Origin of the sequence: Comamonas sp. UBA7840, assembly GCF_002501455.1 — a bacterium.
In the GTDB taxonomy this organism is placed as follows: Bacteria; Pseudomonadota; Gammaproteobacteria; order Burkholderiales; family Burkholderiaceae_C; genus Comamonas; species Comamonas jiangduensis.
This window is the reverse complement of the sequence record NZ_DLTI01000012.1, coordinates 138,124-152,975: the sequence shown is the minus strand read 5'-3', so window position 1 is coordinate 152,975 and position 14,852 is coordinate 138,124. Positions and strand designations below refer to the sequence as shown.

Below are 14,852 nucleotides of genomic sequence, written 5' to 3'. Positions count from 1 at the left end.
TGATATGCCCCAACACCAAGACCCCGTTGTTATCGTCAGCGCCGCGCGCACGCCCATGGGCGCTTTCCAGGGCGATTTTTCCGATCTGGCCGCCCATGACTTGGGCGGTGCAGCCATCCAGGCCGCGGTAGCGCGCGCCGGCATTGCCCCCGAGCAAGTCGAAGAAGTGCTGTTTGGCAACTGCCTGATGGCAGGCCAGGGCCAGGCCCCAGCGCGCCAGGCCGGCTTTAAGGGCGGGCTGCCGCAGAGCACGGGCGCCGTGACGCTGTCCAAGATGTGCGGCGCAGGCATGGAAGCCACCATCCTCGCCCACGACCAGCTGATTGCGGGCAGCCGTGATGTGATGATTGCCGGCGGCATGGAAAGCATGACCAACGCGCCTTACCTGCTGAAGAAGGGCCGTGCGGGCTACCGCATGGGCCACGACAAGGTGTACGACCACATGATGCTCGATGGCCTGGAAGACGCGTACGAAGCTGGCCGCAGCATGGGCACCTTTGGCGAAGACTGCGCCGCCAAATACCAGTTCACGCGCGAGCAGCAAGATGCCTACGCGATTGCCAGCGTGCAGCGTGCACAGGCCGCTGCCCAAAGCGGCGCGTTTGATGCCGAAATCACCCCTGTCACCGTCAAAACCCGCAAGGGCGAAGTCACCATCAGCGTGGACGAAGGCCCCGCCAAGGCCAAGCTGGACAAGATCACCAGCCTGAAACCTGCGTTCAAGAAGGACGGCACCATCACTGCAGCGTCGAGCTCCAGCATCAACGACGGCGCGGCCGCCATGGTGCTGATGCGTGCATCCACCGCCCAGGCGCTGGGCTGCAAGCCGCTGGCCAAGATCGTCGGCCACGGCACGCACGCCCAGGCCCCCGAGTGGTTCACCACCGCCCCCGTGGGCGCGACCGAAAAGGCGCTAAAGAAGGCGGGATGGACTGTGGAAGACGTCGACCTGTGGGAAGTGAACGAAGCCTTTGCCGTGGTACCCATGGCGCTGATGGCCGAGCTGAAGGTGTCGCACGACAAGGTCAACGTGCACGGCGGCGCCTGCGCGCTGGGCCACCCGATTGGCGCCAGCGGTGCGCGCATTCTGGTCACACTGATTCATGCCCTGCAGCGCCATGGTAAGAAAAAAGGCCTGGCCACGCTGTGCATTGGCGGGGGCGAAGGCACCGCCATGGCGATTGAGCTGCTGTAAAAAGAGAGCTTCTGGCGCTTATTCATCCAGCGCTAGAAGCCTATTTCGTACCAAAAGGAGTCGGCATGGCAACGGTCTTGGTCATCGGGGCATCGCGCGGCATTGGGCGTGGCGTGGTGCAAGCCTGTCTGGAGCGGGGCGATCGCGTGATTGCCACCGTGCGCAAAGCCGACGATGCGCAGACCTTGCGTGCTGCAGGCGCCGAAGTGCTGGTGGTGGATGTGGCGCAGCCCGCCAGTGTCAGCGGGCTGGCCTGGCTGCTGGATGGGGTGGAGCTGGATCAGGCGTGGTACGTGGCCGGTGCCTGGGATGGCGCCAGCGCCCACACCCCGCCCACGCAGCAAGATTTTGACCGCGTCATGCACACCAATGTGCTGGGCTTGATGCAGGTGCTGCCGCAAGTCATGCCGTGTGTGGAAGCCGCTGGCGGCACCATGGTGTGCATCAGCAGCATGATGTCGCGCCTGTCACAGGCTGAAAGCGGCGCCTGGTTGTACCGCACCAGCAAAGCAGCGCTCAACATGGTGGTGGCCTGCGCCCAAGATGCATGGAAAAGCACACGGGTGGTGGCGATGGACCCGGGTTGGGTGCAGACCGACATGGGCGGCCCAGGCGCACTCATCACCGTGGAGGAATGCGTGCACGGCATGCTGGCCACGGTGGCGCAGTTGGATGAGGCCGACAAAGGTGCCTTGGTGCGCTATGACGGCCACCGCTGGGAAGACTGGTAATTAAAACCATAGCTGCTTGCGCTTGATTTATAAAGATTTCAAAGTGTTTTTGCATAAAAAGCTAAACACACAGCGCACAAGCAGCTCTCTTTTTTAAAAAGACAAGGAGACAAGATGCTGTTGAGCGAAGACCAACAAATGATCCGCGATGCCGTGCGCAGCTTTGTGCAGGCAGAAATCACGCCGCACGCTGCCCGCTGGGACAAAGAGCATCATTTCCCGAAAGATGTGCACCAAGGCTTGGCCGCGCTGGGCTGCTATGGCCTGTGCGTGCCGGAGCAGTACGGTGGCGCGGGCTTGGATTACGTCACCCTGGCCGTGGTGCTGGAAGAAATTGCCGCTGGCGATGGCGGCACCAGCACCGTGATCAGCGTGACCAATTGCCCGGTCAACGCCATCCTTATGCGCTATGGCAGCGAAGCGCAAAAACAGCAGTGGCTGACCCCGTTGGCCCGGGGCGAAATGCTGGGCGCGTTTTGCCTGACGGAGCCGCATGTGGGCTCCGATGCCTCGGCATTGCGCACCACCGCCACCAAAGAGGGGGGGGGCTACGTCATTCACGGCGTCAAACAGTTCATTACCAGCGGCCAAAACGGTGACGTAGCGATTGTGATTGCGGTGACGGACAAAGCGGCAGGCAAGAAAGGCATGAGTGCCTTCCTGGTGCCCACCTCCAACCCCGGCTATGTGGTGGCGCGTCTGGAAGACAAACTGGGTCAACACAGCAGCGACACGGCGCAAATCAACTTGGACCACTGCCGCATTCCGGCCGAGAACCTCATCGGAGCCGAAGGCGACGGCTACAAGATTGCGTTGAGCGCGCTGGAAGGGGGGCGCATTGGCATTGCTGCCCAAAGCGTGGGCATGGCGCGTGCGGCGTTTGAATGCGCGCTGCAGTACAGCAAAGAACGCGAGAGCTTTGGCCAGCCGATCTTCAACCACCAGGCCGTGGGTTTCAGGCTGGCCGATTGCGCCACGCAGATTGAAGCGGCCCGCCAGCTGATCTGGCACGCCGCCAGCCTGCGCGATGCAGGGCAGCCCTGCCTCAAAGAGGCTGCTATGGCCAAGCTGTTTGCCAGTGAGATGGCCGAGCGTGTGTGCAGCGCTGCGATCCAGACACTGGGCGGCTATGGCGTGGTGAGCGACTTCCCCGTGGAGCGCATTTACCGCGATGTGCGGGTGTGCCAGATCTATGAGGGCACCAGCGATGTGCAGAAAATTCTGATTCAGCGGGCGCTGGCCTGATCCGGTGCGCAGGTGTTAAGTTAGCTGCGTGGCGATTGTTGGCCCCATGGCACAGAGCACATGGCACGGCCAATCGCTACGAAGCTGCGTGGCTCAGGGTTCCAAGTCGATGGTAAAGCCGCGCAAGTGGCGCGGGGTGGCGCGGGGCAGATCCAGCTGTACATCCGCCATGCGCTGCTTGATAAACAAGGTGGGCACCGCGAAGGCATGGGCCAGCTCTTCCCAATCGCGGGCTTGCATGGTTTGCACGGCGTAACGCAAGGCCACTTCGGGCAAGAGCAAGCGTAGCGCAAAGTCGTTGGCTTCAGCCATGTGGCGCAGGCCAAAGTCCAGGCGAAAGTCTGTGCTGATATGGATGGCCTGGGTCATGCCGGGGCGCAAATGGTGCAGCGCGACGTGTGCCAGCGCGTGGGCCACGACATAACGCTGGTGCACGCTGGGCAGGCTGGACTGCAGGGTGATGTGCGCCTGATTGTCGGTAGCAATCGACAACACGGCACTGGCAGGCAGATCGGGTTGCAGCTGTAGGCGCACCCGCATTTGCTTGACGATGTGCGCTACGTTTACGGGAATGGATTGATCCCAGTGCAGCTTGAGGATGCCTTCTGCCAACAATGCCATGGGCGGCATTATCTCCTCAGGAAGCTTCGGTCATCGCTGCGAGTGGCGCTGCGCGGATTTGGCGTGTCACGGGGTCAATATAGGCGCCGGGGATTTGGTAGTTGCTTTCATTGAACACATCAATGCCGCATTCCAAGTTCTCAATCCAGCAATAAAAGTCTTCAACCGCACGTTTGCCCATGATGGGGGCACCATGCTGCGGCACCAGCATTTGTACGTCCAACTGCCGCGCCATCTTGGTCCAGAGACGCAAAATTTTGTTGGAAACCATGTAGCGTCGGTGGAACGCATCCATGCGTGGAATGTGTGCTTGGACATTCACCACGGGCTTGCGCGCTTCAGCGCCAGAGGTCATTGAGACCGCCAAGTCGCCTGTGAACAAGATGCGACTGATGGGATCGTAGAAGTGGAAGTTGCCTTCCGAATGCATAAAGTGCGCAGGCAGCAAAATGAGTTCGCTTTGGCCCAGAGGCAGACGGGCCCCACTGTCTGGCACGCCAATTACACGGTCTTCGGTTTTGCCAACTTTGGTGAAGTGCGGGGCAAAACGCTCCCAGACGCGCGAGATGACCAGCGATGCCTTGGTACTGGTCATCCAGCGATCCAAAGACGCGATGATGTCTGGGTCAGCATGGGATGCAATCACATAGGAAAGCTTTTGCGGTGGGAAGTGCCGCGTCATGCCCATGAACAGCTCATTGAAAGCCAAATTGCCGCCCGGATCGATGATGGCTCCAGTACCGTGGTCGACAATCAAAAACTGGTTGCACTGAACGGCCTGACCATCTTCTTCCATCAGGTCCGTGAACATCAGGCAAGCGTGGGTTTTGTCGCGGTAGAGTTCAATGGCCATGGAACTGGGGCAAAGAGTGAAAGGTGTTTACTCTAGGAGATCCAGTCGTTTTAACGCTTGATGCAGCGCAAGCAGCTGGCCTTGCTGCGGTAGCGGGGCAAGGCTTAGGGTTGGGTAGTGGTTCCACGTGCGGGCATAGTGGGAACCACGGCATCAGGCAAAGAGGCACGCCCTTGGGCGGCAGGCTCTGTTGGTAGATACAGATCTCCACGCTGCCCACAAGCCCCTAGTGCTGCCGTACAAACGGCAAGGACAATGCACCTGACTAAAATTTGGTAAGCATTCAACATGAGTGAATTGTAATGACCGACCTTGAATATTTAGATAAAGCGGAACAACTGTTGATGGCAGTTGAACAGTCTTGTGACCGCCTTAATGACGATGTGGATGCAGACATTGATGCACAGCGTGTAGGCGGTATGGTGACTTTGGTGTTTGCTAACCGTACGCAAATTGTGATCAACCAGCAAAAGCCACTGCATGAAATTTGGCTGGCAGCCAAAGCGGGTGGCTTTCACTATAAGTTCGACGGCGCGCAGTGGCAAGGTACCAAGGGCAGTGGCGAATTTTTTGCCAATCTGAGCCGCTTTGCCAGTGAGCAATCGGGCTTGTCGCTGACCTTTTCTGCGACGCTGGCGTAGCTAAAAGCGCAGCGCACCTATGAAAAAAGCCCAGTGTGTTCACACTGGGCTTTTTTGTTGACACGCGCTAATTGCGGAATAAATCAAGGATGCGATTGCGCTCTTCGGGGGGGGGCGCTTCCGTGGGTTCATCGGGGCTGCGGTAGCCCGCATCCATGCCGAGGCTGGTGACACCTGCAGAGCCAATGAACTCATCGAAGAACCATTCACCTCCCATGTTGGTCAATCCCTCAGGCACTGGATAGCTGGCAACGGGCACGTCTTTGAGCGCATGTTGCATAAAGCTGATCCAGATAGGCAGGCTCAGGCCACCCCCGGTTTCGCGCGAGCCCAGATTGCGTGGGTTGTCGTAGCCAATCCATGTGATGGCAGCCAACGTAGGCTGGTAGCCCGCAAACCAGGCATCCACAGCATCATTGGTAGTGCCTGTTTTTCCGTACAAATCAGGCCGTTTGAGCGTGGCTTGTGCCCGCGCTGCGGTGCCTGATTTGGCGACGGTTTGCAGCATGCTGTTCATCACGAATGCGTTGCGTGCGTCAATTGCTCGCTCTTGCTGCTCCAGAGGCTTTGGGGTGAATTCGGAAAGCACACGTCCTTTGTGGTCGGTGATTTTGGCAATCAGCCAGGGGTTGATGCGGTAGCCACCATTGGCAAAGACCGAGAAAGCGGTTGCCATCTGCATGGGCGTGACCGAGCCAGCACCCAGTGCCATGGTCAGATAGGCGGGGTGTCGGCTGGCATCAAACCCGAACCGGGTAATCCATTCTTGTGTGAACTTCGGTGTGGTGAAGTCCAGTACACGAATCGAAGGAATGTTGCGTGACTTGGCTAATGCGGTGCGCGCGGTCATGGGGCCTTCAAACTTGCCGTCGTAATTGCGAGGCTCCCAAGGCTGACCACCGGTGACGCTGGCACCATAGACCAAGGGCGCGTCGTTGATGAGCGTCGCTGGGCTCAGGCCTTTTTCAAGCGCAGAAGAGAATATGAACGGCTTGAAGGTGGAGCCGGGCTGGCGCCACGCCTGTGTGACGTGGTTGAACTTGTTCTTCTGGAAGTCGAAGCCGCCCACCAAGGCGCGGATGGCACCTGTGCGAGGGTCTACCGCAACAAATGCACCTTCAACTTCAGGGAGCTGCGTGGCAGACCACTTGCCTTTGCTCGTTTCGATAATGCGTATCACAGCGCCAGGGCGAATTTTGATGTTGGGCGCAGCTTTATCGCTCAGACCGGATTCGACAGGCTTCACCCCATCCCCGCTAATGACCAATGTTTGGCCATCAGGGCGTTGCACGGTTACAGAGCGGTTTGCGACTTGCAAAACTACGGCAGCAAGAACATCCCCGTTGTCAGGGTGCTGTGCCAGGGTGTCATCAATCACATCTTCAAGTGCGGCCTTGTCATTAGGTAGCGCAATGAATTTCTCGGGGCCACGATAGCGCTGGCGGCGCTCGTAGTCCATGATGCCTTTGCGCAAAGCGGTATACGCGACTTCTTGCTCACCTGCATTGAGCGTCGTGTAGACATTCAAGCCGCGGGTATAGGCTTCATCGCCATATTGTGCATAGACCAGCTGGCGCGCCATTTCTGCAACATAGTCTGCATTGACTCCGCCACTGCGGCCGGCGTTGCGCAGTTGCAGAGGTTCTTCACGCGCGATGCGGGCCTGCTCAGCAGTAATGAACCCGTTTTCCTCCATGCGTTCAATGATGTACAGCTGGCGGATGCGGGCGCGCTTGGGGTTGCTGATGGGGTTGTAGGCAGAAGGTGCTTTAGGCAGGCCGGCCAGCATCGCTGCTTCTGCCACGGTCACGTCTTTCAGTGGCTTGCCAAAATACACCTCACTGGCTGCTGCGAAGCCATAAGCGCGATGACCTAAAAAGATCTGGTTCATATAGATCTCAAGAATTTTCTCCTTGGTCAGAAGGTGCTCCAGTTTGAAAGTGAGAAGCACTTCATAGATCTTGCGGGTGTAGGTCTTTTCCGTGGACAGGTACACATTCCGTGCGACCTGCATGGTGATGGTTGAGGCTCCTTGGCTTTTCACTTTGCCCAAGTTGGCCAAAGCCGCGCGCAGCATGCCCTTGTAGTCAACGCCACCGTGTTCAAAAAAGCGGGTGTCTTCGATCGCAAGGACTGCATCCACCATGACTTTGGGGATTTCGTCAATAGGTGTGAGCGTTCGTCGCTCTTCGCCAAATTCGCCAATCAAGGCGCCTTCTGCAGAGTAGACCCGCAGCGGCAGCTTGGGGCGGTAGTCTGCAAGCTCAGAAACATCCGGCAGGTTGGGGTATGCCATTGCCAGTGCAACAGCAATCACCATGCCAAGAGCCAGTGCGCCTGCAACAGCGAGGCCAAAGAGCCAAATCAATGCACGCACCAGCCAGTGCGTGCGAGGTTTTGGGGCGTTTTTTTGTGTTGAAGATGGCTGTTTGCCGGATTCGGGAGAGGTAGGCATGTCGCTCCACTCAAATGGGGAAAAGCATTATAGAAAAACACTCTAGGCGGGTGATCTCAAGGGATGTGTCGTGCAGAACCAACCTTTGGCAGCGAAGCTAGGCTGATAAGGATCAAAGCGTGTGCTTTTGGCAACGGTGCTGCATCGGAGGACGATGATGGGCACTTGGTCGATTTATACCCTTGCTGATAGCATGCATTCGAATTGTGATTTTCTATTCATCAAAATGAAACGGGAAGGGAGGGGCCTGTGATCTCTATGGGATCCCTTTTTAAGCGGAAACCTGATCCGCTTATTGGTCTGGATATCAGCTCATCAGCAATCAAGCTCGTCGAACTCAATCAAGATGGTCAAGGCGCTTGGATCTTGGAGCGCTGTGCTTCGGAGGCTTTGGATAGTGATTGGGTGGTCGACGGCAATATCGAAAAATTTGATGAGGTTGCGGATGCACTGAAGCGGCTGCTGAGAAAAAGTGGGACACGTGCAAAACACGTCGCGCTAGCCTTGTCGCACTCATCAGTCATTACAAAAAAAATCATTCTTCCAGGTGCGTTGAGTGAGCAAGAGCTCGAAGTGCAGGTGGAGTCAGAGGCCAGTCAATACATTCCCTTCCCTTTGGATGAAGTGAGCTTGGATTTCTGCGTCATTGGGCGCAACCTCAAAAATCCTTCGGACGTTGATGTCATCTTGGCCGCCACGCGCAAAGAGAAGGTCGAAGAAGTTAACAATTTGGCTGTCTTAGTTGGATTAAAGCCTGTTGTGGTGGACGTGGAGTCGTACGCATCACGTCTAGCTGCGGGTCGCTGGATTGCGCAACTGCCGAATGCAGGCGAGGGGGATTTGATTGCCCTCATCAAAGTGGGTGCACGAAATTTCAGTTTGCAGATTGTGCGCAACGACGAGGTCTTGCATGACAGCGAGCAAGGCTTGGGAGGCGCGCAACTGACACAGCTGATTGCACGTCAATATGGCATAAGCCTTGAGGAGGCTGAGCTCAAAAAGAGGACGGGAGAGTTGCCTGCTGATTATGCAGAGGCGGTGCTGCATCCGTTTGTATCTGGTATGGCGCAAGACATCATGCGTGCGTTGCAGTTTTTCTTCACGAGCACTCCTTACCACAGCGTTCAGCACATTGCGATGTTTGGAGGAAGTGCAGGGGTGCAAGGGTTGGTGCAAGCGGTGCAAGAGCAGATAAAACTACCCGTTCATTTGCTGAATCCTTTTGAGAAGATGTCGTTTGCAGCCACTGTGCATCAAAGCAAATTGAAAAATGATGCACCGATGTACCTCACAGCATGTGGTTTGGCCATGCGGAGGTTCTTGTCATGATTTTGATTAACCTCCTGCCTCATCGTGAAGCTGCACGCAAGCGGCGCAAAGAAGCGTTTCAGATCACGATGTTTATGTCGGTGATTGCAGGGATTTTGGTGGTTGGGCTGATCTATTGGTGGTTCCAGATCCGCATTCAAGAGCAGCAGGACCGAAATGCATTTCTACAGTCAGAAATTGCAGTTCTCAATCAGCAGATCAAAGAAATTGAAGGTCTTGAAGGGGAAATCACTGCCTTAAGAGAGCGACAAAAGGCCGTGGAGGATTTGCAAGCAAATCGAAATTTACCTGTGCATTTATTGATGGAGTTGGTGCGCCAGCTCCCAGAAGGGGTTTATATCACCTCTTTAAAGCAAACAGGATTAATGGTCGAAATGAAAGGGGTTGCGCAGTCCAATGAGCGTGTTTCAGAGGTTTTACGAAACCTGTCAGGAGGAACGCCTTGGTTTACCAAGCCCAATCTTAAGGAAATCGTCGCAGGGAGCGTGGCGTTGTCACCGAAGGATCAACGCAAGGTGGTAAATTTTAATTTGACGTTTTCTCTGATTCTTCCCGCAGATGCAAATGGAGGTGGGAATCCATGATCAAATCATCTCGGAAAAGCTCTGTTGATATTAAATTGCATTTTCAAGAGCTAAAAACGCAGTTTCAGAATTTGGATCCTAAAGATCCTTCGCTATGGCCATTTCTGCCAAAATTTTTTCTCTGTGTTGGTATCGCGATTTTTACTATTGGAATAGCTTGGTATCTTTATTTGAGCAGCTATGAACAAGATCTGGAAGCGGCCCGTTCTTCCGAAGTGAGTTTGCGAGCAGATTATGAAAAAAAGCTGTTAAAGGCAGTCAGCTTGGATGGCTTGAAAAGACAGAGAGAGCAAGTGCAGCAGTATGTGCTTCAGTTAGAGAAGCAATTGCCAAGCAAATCAGAAATGGCTGCGTTGCTCTCAGACATTAATCAAGCTGGCTTAGGACGTAGCTTGCAGTTTGAATTATTCAAGCCTGGCTCAGAAGCAATTAATGACTATTATGCAGAGTTGCCGATTTCAGTGAAAATTTCAGGGGGCTTTCATGATATGGGATTGTTTGCCTCGGATATTGCACACTTGCCGCGTATTGTGACGCTAAACAATATTTCTATAGCTCCTAAAGGAGCGGATGGTGTATTGGTGCTGGATGCAACAGCTAGAACCTACAGGTATCTAGATGCAGAAGAGGTGAGCGCACAGCGTAAGACGCAGGCTCAAAAGAAAAAGGGTAAAGGGGCTTGAGGGAAATGATATATAAAAAACTCATGATCTCTCAGTGTGCAGCATTGCTTTTGTTAACGGGGTGCTGGGGTGAGGAGCATGGTGATTTACGAGAGTGGATCGCATCGCAAAAAGCCGTGACCAAGCCAAGGGTTCAACCACTGAAAGAACCCTCTGTTTTTACGCCACAGGCTTATACGGCATCTCAGGGGATGGATCCCTTTAATATGCTCAAGCTTACGCAAGTTTTAAGCAGAGAATCTGCTCAAAATACGTCTAATATGGCACTTTTGCTGGCAGAGAAAAATCGTCGCAAAGAAGAGTTGGAAAGCTATCCGTTAGATAGCATGTCGATGGTTGGTAGTATGCGTAAAGATGGGCAAGACACTGCTTTATTGCGCGTTAATCAGCTGATTTATCAGGTGAAGACTGGTAATTATCTCGGGCAAAACTACGGTCGTATTTTGCAAATCGGGGAGCACAGTATCAAGCTGAGAGAAATCGTTCAAGATGCCACGGGTGATTGGGTGGAGAGAATGACAACGCTTGATCTGCAAGAGGGAAGCAAATAATGCAACACAAGAAAAGTTTGGTACCTTTCCGCTGGTTCGTTGTCTCTATGACTGCTTTAGCGACGGCGCATGCTTGGGCTGCCAGTGTGCAGTCTGTAACTGGCTCCATGCAAGGCGGTGGGGAGGTGGTGCGCATTGAGCTTTCCGAGCCTTTGGCCCAGCCCGTAACTGGTTTTTCTATCCAGTCTCCAGCGCGGATCGCACTGGATTTTCCTGACACAAGCAATGCGATGGGGCATTCATTGGTGGATATTCAACAGGGAAATTTGAATACTGCGAATGTCGTTGAAGCCTCTGGGCGAACACGTCTTGTGTTGAACCTGAAAGCTGCCACCACCTACCGCACGGAAGTGAGCGGAAACACGGTTTTGGTGTTTCTGGATCCGGTGCAGCAAGCGGCGGCGATACAGCCAGCTAGCTCGTCCAGTCGGCGTGCATTGGCACCATCGGCGCCTCAAGATGGGGCGGCTGCGCTGAAAGACGTGGATTTTCGACGAGGAGCAGATGGGGCGGGGCGATTGATCGTCAACCTGGGTTCGTCCATGGTGAGTGCCGATGTACGTACCGAGGGTAAAGGCCTCACCATTGATCTCTTGAAGACGAGTTTGCCGGAAGGCTTGCGCCGCCGTTTGGATGTCGTGGACTTTGCAACGTCAGTACAAAGTATCACGGCAAGCCAGCAGGCTGACCGGGTGCGTCTGCAGGTAGAAGCTACCGGTGAGTGGGAGCATAGCGCTTACCAGAGTGATAGCCAGTTTGTGCTGGAAGTGCGCCCTAAAAAGACAGACCCTACGAAGCTGACGAGAGGCCCTGGCTTTACTGGGGAGCGCCTGTCGTTGAACTTTCAAAATATTGAAGTGCGCTCGCTGCTGCAAGTGATTGCGGATTTCACGAATTTCAATATCGTGACTTCCGATACGGTAGGTGGTTCTTTGACCCTGCGCTTGAAAGATGTGCCTTGGGACCAAGCTTTGAACATCATCATGGAGGCCAAAGGCTTGGGGATGAAGAAAAACGGCAACGTGCTGTGGATCGCCCCCAAAGATGAGATCGACGAACGTACCAAACGAGACTTTGAAGCCGCACGCAATATTGAGCAACTGGAACCTTTGCGTACCCAAGGTTTCCAGATCAATTACGCCAAGGCGGAAGAGTTGAAAAAGCAAATTGCGGACAACAGTGGCAATAGCGAGGCCAGCACGAGATTCTTGTCAACGCGAGGCTCAGCGATTGCCGAGCCACGTACCAACCAGTTATTTGTGACTGATACGTCCAGCAAGCTGGAAGAAATTACCAATTTGTTGAAAAAGCTGGATGTGCCAGTGCGACAAGTGCTGATTGAAGCGCGGATTGTCGAGGCGCGAGATACGTTTGGTCGATCGCTGGGTGTGAAGTTTGGCGGTGGTTATGACAGGGCAGGTCGTGGCAGCATAGGGAGTGGTTACGACAGTTTTGGAACTACGACCAACTCGCCGTTTGTGAACTTGCCTGCTGGGTTGTCGACCGGTGGCACTGCAGGAACGTTGGCCTTGAGTATTTTTAACTCGGGGCTCACCCGCTTCTTATCCTTGGAGCTGTCAGCCATGGAAGCAGAAGGCGTGGGTAAGGTGATCTCCAGCCCGCGCTTGCTGACGGCGGATCAGACGCAAGCCGTGATTGAGCAAGGTACGGAGTACCCCTACACCCAGACAGCCCCCAATGGCGCAACCACCGTGGCTTTCAAGAAGGCGGTACTGAAACTTGAAGTGGTGCCGCAAATCACCCCTGAAGGCAACATCATCATGGACTTGGACTTGAACAAGGACTCACGTGGTGAAACCACCTTGCAGGGTGTCGCGATTGATACCAAGCACATCAAGACCCAGGTGCTGGTAGAGAACGGCGGCACGGTGGTAATTGGCGGTATCTTTGAAATGGAAGAAACCAACCAGGTCAACAAGGTGCCGGTGTTGGGGGATATTCCAGGAGTTGGCAATCTGTTCAAGAGCCGCACACGCGAGTCGACCAAGCGCGAAATGCTGGTATTTATCACCCCCCGAATGGTGACCGATGCGATTGCTCGTAACTGAAGCCTGTGGCTATCGGTAACAATCAAAGACCGCCGCTGGCGGTCTTTGTGCATCTGTGAATCAGGAAAATTTCGTGCATATCTCTCTCATCGGTTTGCCTGGTTCAGGCAAATCCACCATAGGTCGCCAGCTTGCGCGGTTATGGAAACTGCGGTTTGTTGATACCGACCATGTGATTGAGCAACGCCTATGCTGCAGCATCAAAGACTTTTTTACTGCCCAAGGCGAGGCCGCGTTTCGAGAGGTCGAAGCGAAGGTTTTGGTTGAGCTTTTGCAAGAAAAGACAGCATCGGTGATTTCGACCGGGGGCGGGGCTGTCTTGCGGCCAGAAAACCGCGTGGCGCTGCGTGCATTGAGCACGGTGTTTTATTTGCAATCGCTGCCCGAAGATATTGCACGGCGGCTGCGCACCGATACCTCGCGGCCTTTGATGCAGGGGGAAGATCCACTCAAGCGGTTGCGTGATTTATTGCAGGTGCGTGGCCCGCTGTACTTGGAAACCGCGCATTATGTGGTGGATGCAGCGCGGCAAAATACCGCGCAAGTGAGTCGCAAAATTTGTATGCAAGCAGAACTGGCAGGGTTGCTGGGCGGTCCCGGCTGCAGCGAAGAAGTGGCGGATTGAAGGTATAAACAGACGCAGCGCTTAGTGCTTTAAGCAGTGACCCCCCCATTCACCAGGCCGCATACGGCTTGGTTTGTTGACAAAGAAGCTTGCCGTGACCCCTCAGAGCCAGACCGTTTGTATTGATTTGGGAGACCGCTCCTACCCCATCGTGATTGCCAGCGATCTGATCGGGGCGCCAGCCACTTTTTCGCACTGTCCGCCTGCTGCGCAAGCAGTCATTGTGACCAATGACACCGTACAGCCTTTGTATGCACAGCGGCTGCAGGCTGCTTTGGCGTCGAAATATGCCAAGGTGCATACGGTGGTGCTGCCTGATGGAGAGGCACACAAAGACTGGCAAACCTTGAATGTGATTTTTGATGGTTTGCTGGCCAATGGTTGCGATCGTAAAACGGTGTTATTCGCACTGGGCGGCGGTGTGATCGGCGATATGACGGGCTTTGCGGCTGCGAGCTATATGCGCGGTGTGCCCTTTGTGCAGGTACCTACGACGCTGCTCTCGCAGGTGGATTCCAGCGTTGGCGGTAAAACCGCCATCAACCACCCGCTGGGCAAGAACATGATTGGTGCGTTCTACCAGCCGCAGCTGGTGGTGTGTGACTTGGCCTCGCTGGATACTTTGCCCGATCGGGAGGTGTCTGCAGGGCTGGCAGAAATCATCAAATATGGGCCGATTGCGGACATGGCGTTCTTTGAGTGGCTGGAGACGCATATGGATGCGCTGCGCCAGCGCGATCGCCAAGCACTGCTGCATGCTGTGCAGCGCAGCGTAGAAATCAAAGCCTGGGTGGTGGGGCAGGATGAAAAAGAAGCGGGGTTGCGGGCTATTTTGAATTTTGGTCACACCTTTGGGCATGCCATAGAAGCAGGCATGGGCTATGGCAACTGGCTGCATGGCGAGGGGGTGGGGGCTGGCATGGTGATGGCCGCCCATTTATCGCTCCAACTGGGCTTGGTGGACGCGCATTTTGTGGCGCGCTTGACCCGCTTGATTGAACGCGCCGGCTTGCCTACCCGCGGCGCTGTGTTGGATGCCAAAGACAACGCGGGCGCCTACCTGCAGCACATGCGTGTGGACAAAAAAGCAGAAGCTGGTGAGATCCGCTTTGTGCTGATTGATGGCCCGGGCAAGGCCACCATGCGTTCCGCCCCAGACCATCTGGTGCGGCAAGTGATTGATACCTGCTGTGCCCAAGGGGTGGGTATCCAGACTGCATAGTTGATAGCTGCTAGCGCTCGTCCAGTAAGCGTTAGCGCATGATTTGGC

General features: G+C 55.1%; 15 protein-coding genes. 11 read left to right on the top strand and 4 right to left on the bottom strand.

Annotated features, from left to right (window positions below):
- The first annotated feature begins 4 nt into the window (after positions 1-4).
- The 3 genes from B3R00_RS02960 (at position 5) to B3R00_RS02950 (ending at position 3,171) form a co-directional block, all read left to right on the top strand.
- Complete coding sequence (locus B3R00_RS02960) at positions 5-1,195, top strand: acetyl-CoA C-acyltransferase (protein ID WP_286997337.1); 1,191 nt, start codon at positions 5-7, stop codon at positions 1,193-1,195.
- A 65-nt stretch (positions 1,196-1,260) separates the two neighbouring features.
- Entirely contained in the window at positions 1,261-1,926 is a 666-nt protein-coding gene (locus tag B3R00_RS02955; RefSeq protein ID WP_286997335.1) for an SDR family oxidoreductase, read from the top strand.
- 114 nt (positions 1,927-2,040) lie between these two features.
- Positions 2,041-3,171 carry an acyl-CoA dehydrogenase family protein gene (locus B3R00_RS02950; protein ID WP_286997334.1) on the top strand — a complete coding sequence of 377 codons (1,131 nt, stop codon included), beginning with the start codon at positions 2,041-2,043 and terminating at the stop codon, positions 3,169-3,171.
- Positions 3,172-3,264: 93 nt separating this feature from the next.
- On the opposite strand, the gene B3R00_RS02945 is transcribed toward B3R00_RS02950, so the two are convergent.
- The 3 genes from B3R00_RS02945 to lptM form a co-directional block, all read right to left on the bottom strand.
- Positions 3,265-3,792 carry an ImmA/IrrE family metallo-endopeptidase gene (locus B3R00_RS02945; protein WP_286997333.1) on the bottom strand — a complete coding sequence of 176 codons (528 nt, stop codon included), beginning with the start codon at positions 3,790-3,792 and terminating at the stop codon, positions 3,265-3,267.
- Positions 3,793-3,808: 16 nt separating this feature from the next.
- Positions 3,809-4,645 (bottom strand): MBL fold metallo-hydrolase, encoded by an 837-nt coding sequence (locus tag B3R00_RS02940; RefSeq protein ID WP_284214735.1) that lies wholly within the window; start codon positions 4,643-4,645, stop codon positions 3,809-3,811.
- Between the two features lie 104 nt (positions 4,646-4,749).
- Positions 4,750-4,935, bottom strand: a complete 186-nt coding sequence (gene lptM / locus B3R00_RS16325; RefSeq protein WP_312425427.1) for an LPS translocon maturation chaperone LptM — start codon at positions 4,933-4,935, stop codon at positions 4,750-4,752.
- Between the two features lie 12 nt (positions 4,936-4,947).
- Between lptM and cyaY the strand changes: the two genes are divergently transcribed.
- Positions 4,948-5,286, top strand: coding sequence for an iron donor protein CyaY (cyaY, locus tag B3R00_RS02930; protein ID WP_286997331.1), 339 nt, complete (start codon positions 4,948-4,950; stop codon positions 5,284-5,286).
- A 67-nt stretch (positions 5,287-5,353) separates the two neighbouring features.
- Here the strand turns inward: cyaY and B3R00_RS02925 are convergent, their stop codons facing one another.
- The gene (locus B3R00_RS02925; protein ID WP_376747635.1) at positions 5,354-7,741 is read right to left on the bottom strand and encodes a penicillin-binding protein 1A; all 2,388 of its coding nucleotides are present in this window, start codon (positions 7,739-7,741) and stop codon (positions 5,354-5,356) included.
- A 249-nt stretch (positions 7,742-7,990) separates the two neighbouring features.
- Here B3R00_RS02925 and B3R00_RS02920 point away from each other — a divergent pair, with 249 nt between their 5' ends.
- The 7 genes from B3R00_RS02920 (at position 7,991) to aroB (ending at position 14,804) form a co-directional block, all read left to right on the top strand.
- Positions 7,991-9,070 carry a pilus assembly protein PilM gene (locus B3R00_RS02920; RefSeq protein ID WP_286997329.1) on the top strand — a complete coding sequence of 360 codons (1,080 nt, stop codon included), beginning with the start codon at positions 7,991-7,993 and terminating at the stop codon, positions 9,068-9,070.
- Positions 9,067-9,654, top strand: a complete 588-nt coding sequence (locus tag B3R00_RS02915) for a PilN domain-containing protein (protein ID WP_286997328.1) — start codon at positions 9,067-9,069, stop codon at positions 9,652-9,654. Before B3R00_RS02920 ends, B3R00_RS02915 begins: the two co-directional genes overlap by 4 nt.
- A complete protein-coding gene (locus tag B3R00_RS02910) occupies positions 9,651-10,337 on the top strand; it encodes a type 4a pilus biogenesis protein PilO (RefSeq protein ID WP_286997327.1) in 687 nt (228 codons plus the stop codon). Before B3R00_RS02915 ends, B3R00_RS02910 begins: the two co-directional genes overlap by 4 nt.
- Before the next feature lie 23 nt (positions 10,338-10,360).
- Positions 10,361-10,888, top strand: a complete 528-nt coding sequence (locus B3R00_RS02905) for a pilus assembly protein PilP (RefSeq protein ID WP_286997325.1) — start codon at positions 10,361-10,363, stop codon at positions 10,886-10,888.
- On the top strand, positions 10,888-12,957 hold the full coding sequence (gene pilQ, locus B3R00_RS02900; protein WP_376747636.1) for a type IV pilus secretin PilQ: 2,070 nt from the start codon (positions 10,888-10,890) through the stop codon (positions 12,955-12,957). The genes B3R00_RS02905 and pilQ overlap by 1 nt, the downstream gene beginning before the upstream one ends.
- Before the next feature lie 73 nt (positions 12,958-13,030).
- On the top strand, positions 13,031-13,582 hold the full coding sequence (locus B3R00_RS02895; protein ID WP_286997324.1) for a shikimate kinase: 552 nt from the start codon (positions 13,031-13,033) through the stop codon (positions 13,580-13,582).
- A 94-nt stretch (positions 13,583-13,676) separates the two neighbouring features.
- Entirely contained in the window at positions 13,677-14,804 is a 1,128-nt protein-coding gene (aroB, locus tag B3R00_RS02890) for a 3-dehydroquinate synthase (RefSeq protein WP_286997322.1), read from the top strand.
- The last annotated feature ends 48 nt before the right edge of the window (positions 14,805-14,852 follow it).

What these genes read in the sequence shown, in the direction of transcription:
- B3R00_RS02910 (WP_286997327.1), top strand. Translation starts at nt 9,651, where the DNA reads ATGATCAAATCATCTCGGAAAAGCTCTGTTGATATTAAATTGCATTTT.
- B3R00_RS02955 (WP_286997335.1), top strand. Translation starts at nt 1,261, where the DNA reads ATGGCAACGGTCTTGGTCATCGGGGCATCGCGCGGCATTGGGCGTGGC.
- B3R00_RS02950 (WP_286997334.1), top strand. Translation starts at nt 2,041, where the DNA reads ATGCTGTTGAGCGAAGACCAACAAATGATCCGCGATGCCGTGCGCAGC.
- B3R00_RS02925 (WP_376747635.1), bottom strand. Translation starts at nt 7,741, where the DNA reads ATGCCTACCTCTCCCGAATCCGGCAAACAGCCATCTTCAACACAAAAA.
- lptM (WP_312425427.1), bottom strand. Translation starts at nt 4,935, where the DNA reads ATGTTGAATGCTTACCAAATTTTAGTCAGGTGCATTGTCCTTGCCGTT.
- B3R00_RS02945 (WP_286997333.1), bottom strand. Translation starts at nt 3,792, where the DNA reads ATGGCATTGTTGGCAGAAGGCATCCTCAAGCTGCACTGGGATCAATCC.
- B3R00_RS02915 (WP_286997328.1), top strand. Translation starts at nt 9,067, where the DNA reads ATGATTTTGATTAACCTCCTGCCTCATCGTGAAGCTGCACGCAAGCGG.
- cyaY (WP_286997331.1), top strand. Translation starts at nt 4,948, where the DNA reads ATGACCGACCTTGAATATTTAGATAAAGCGGAACAACTGTTGATGGCA.
- pilQ (WP_376747636.1), top strand. Translation starts at nt 10,888, where the DNA reads ATGCAACACAAGAAAAGTTTGGTACCTTTCCGCTGGTTCGTTGTCTCT.
- B3R00_RS02940 (WP_284214735.1), bottom strand. Translation starts at nt 4,645, where the DNA reads ATGGCCATTGAACTCTACCGCGACAAAACCCACGCTTGCCTGATGTTC.
- B3R00_RS02960 (WP_286997337.1), top strand. Translation starts at nt 5, where the DNA reads ATGCCCCAACACCAAGACCCCGTTGTTATCGTCAGCGCCGCGCGCACG.
- B3R00_RS02905 (WP_286997325.1), top strand. Translation starts at nt 10,361, where the DNA reads ATGATCTCTCAGTGTGCAGCATTGCTTTTGTTAACGGGGTGCTGGGGT.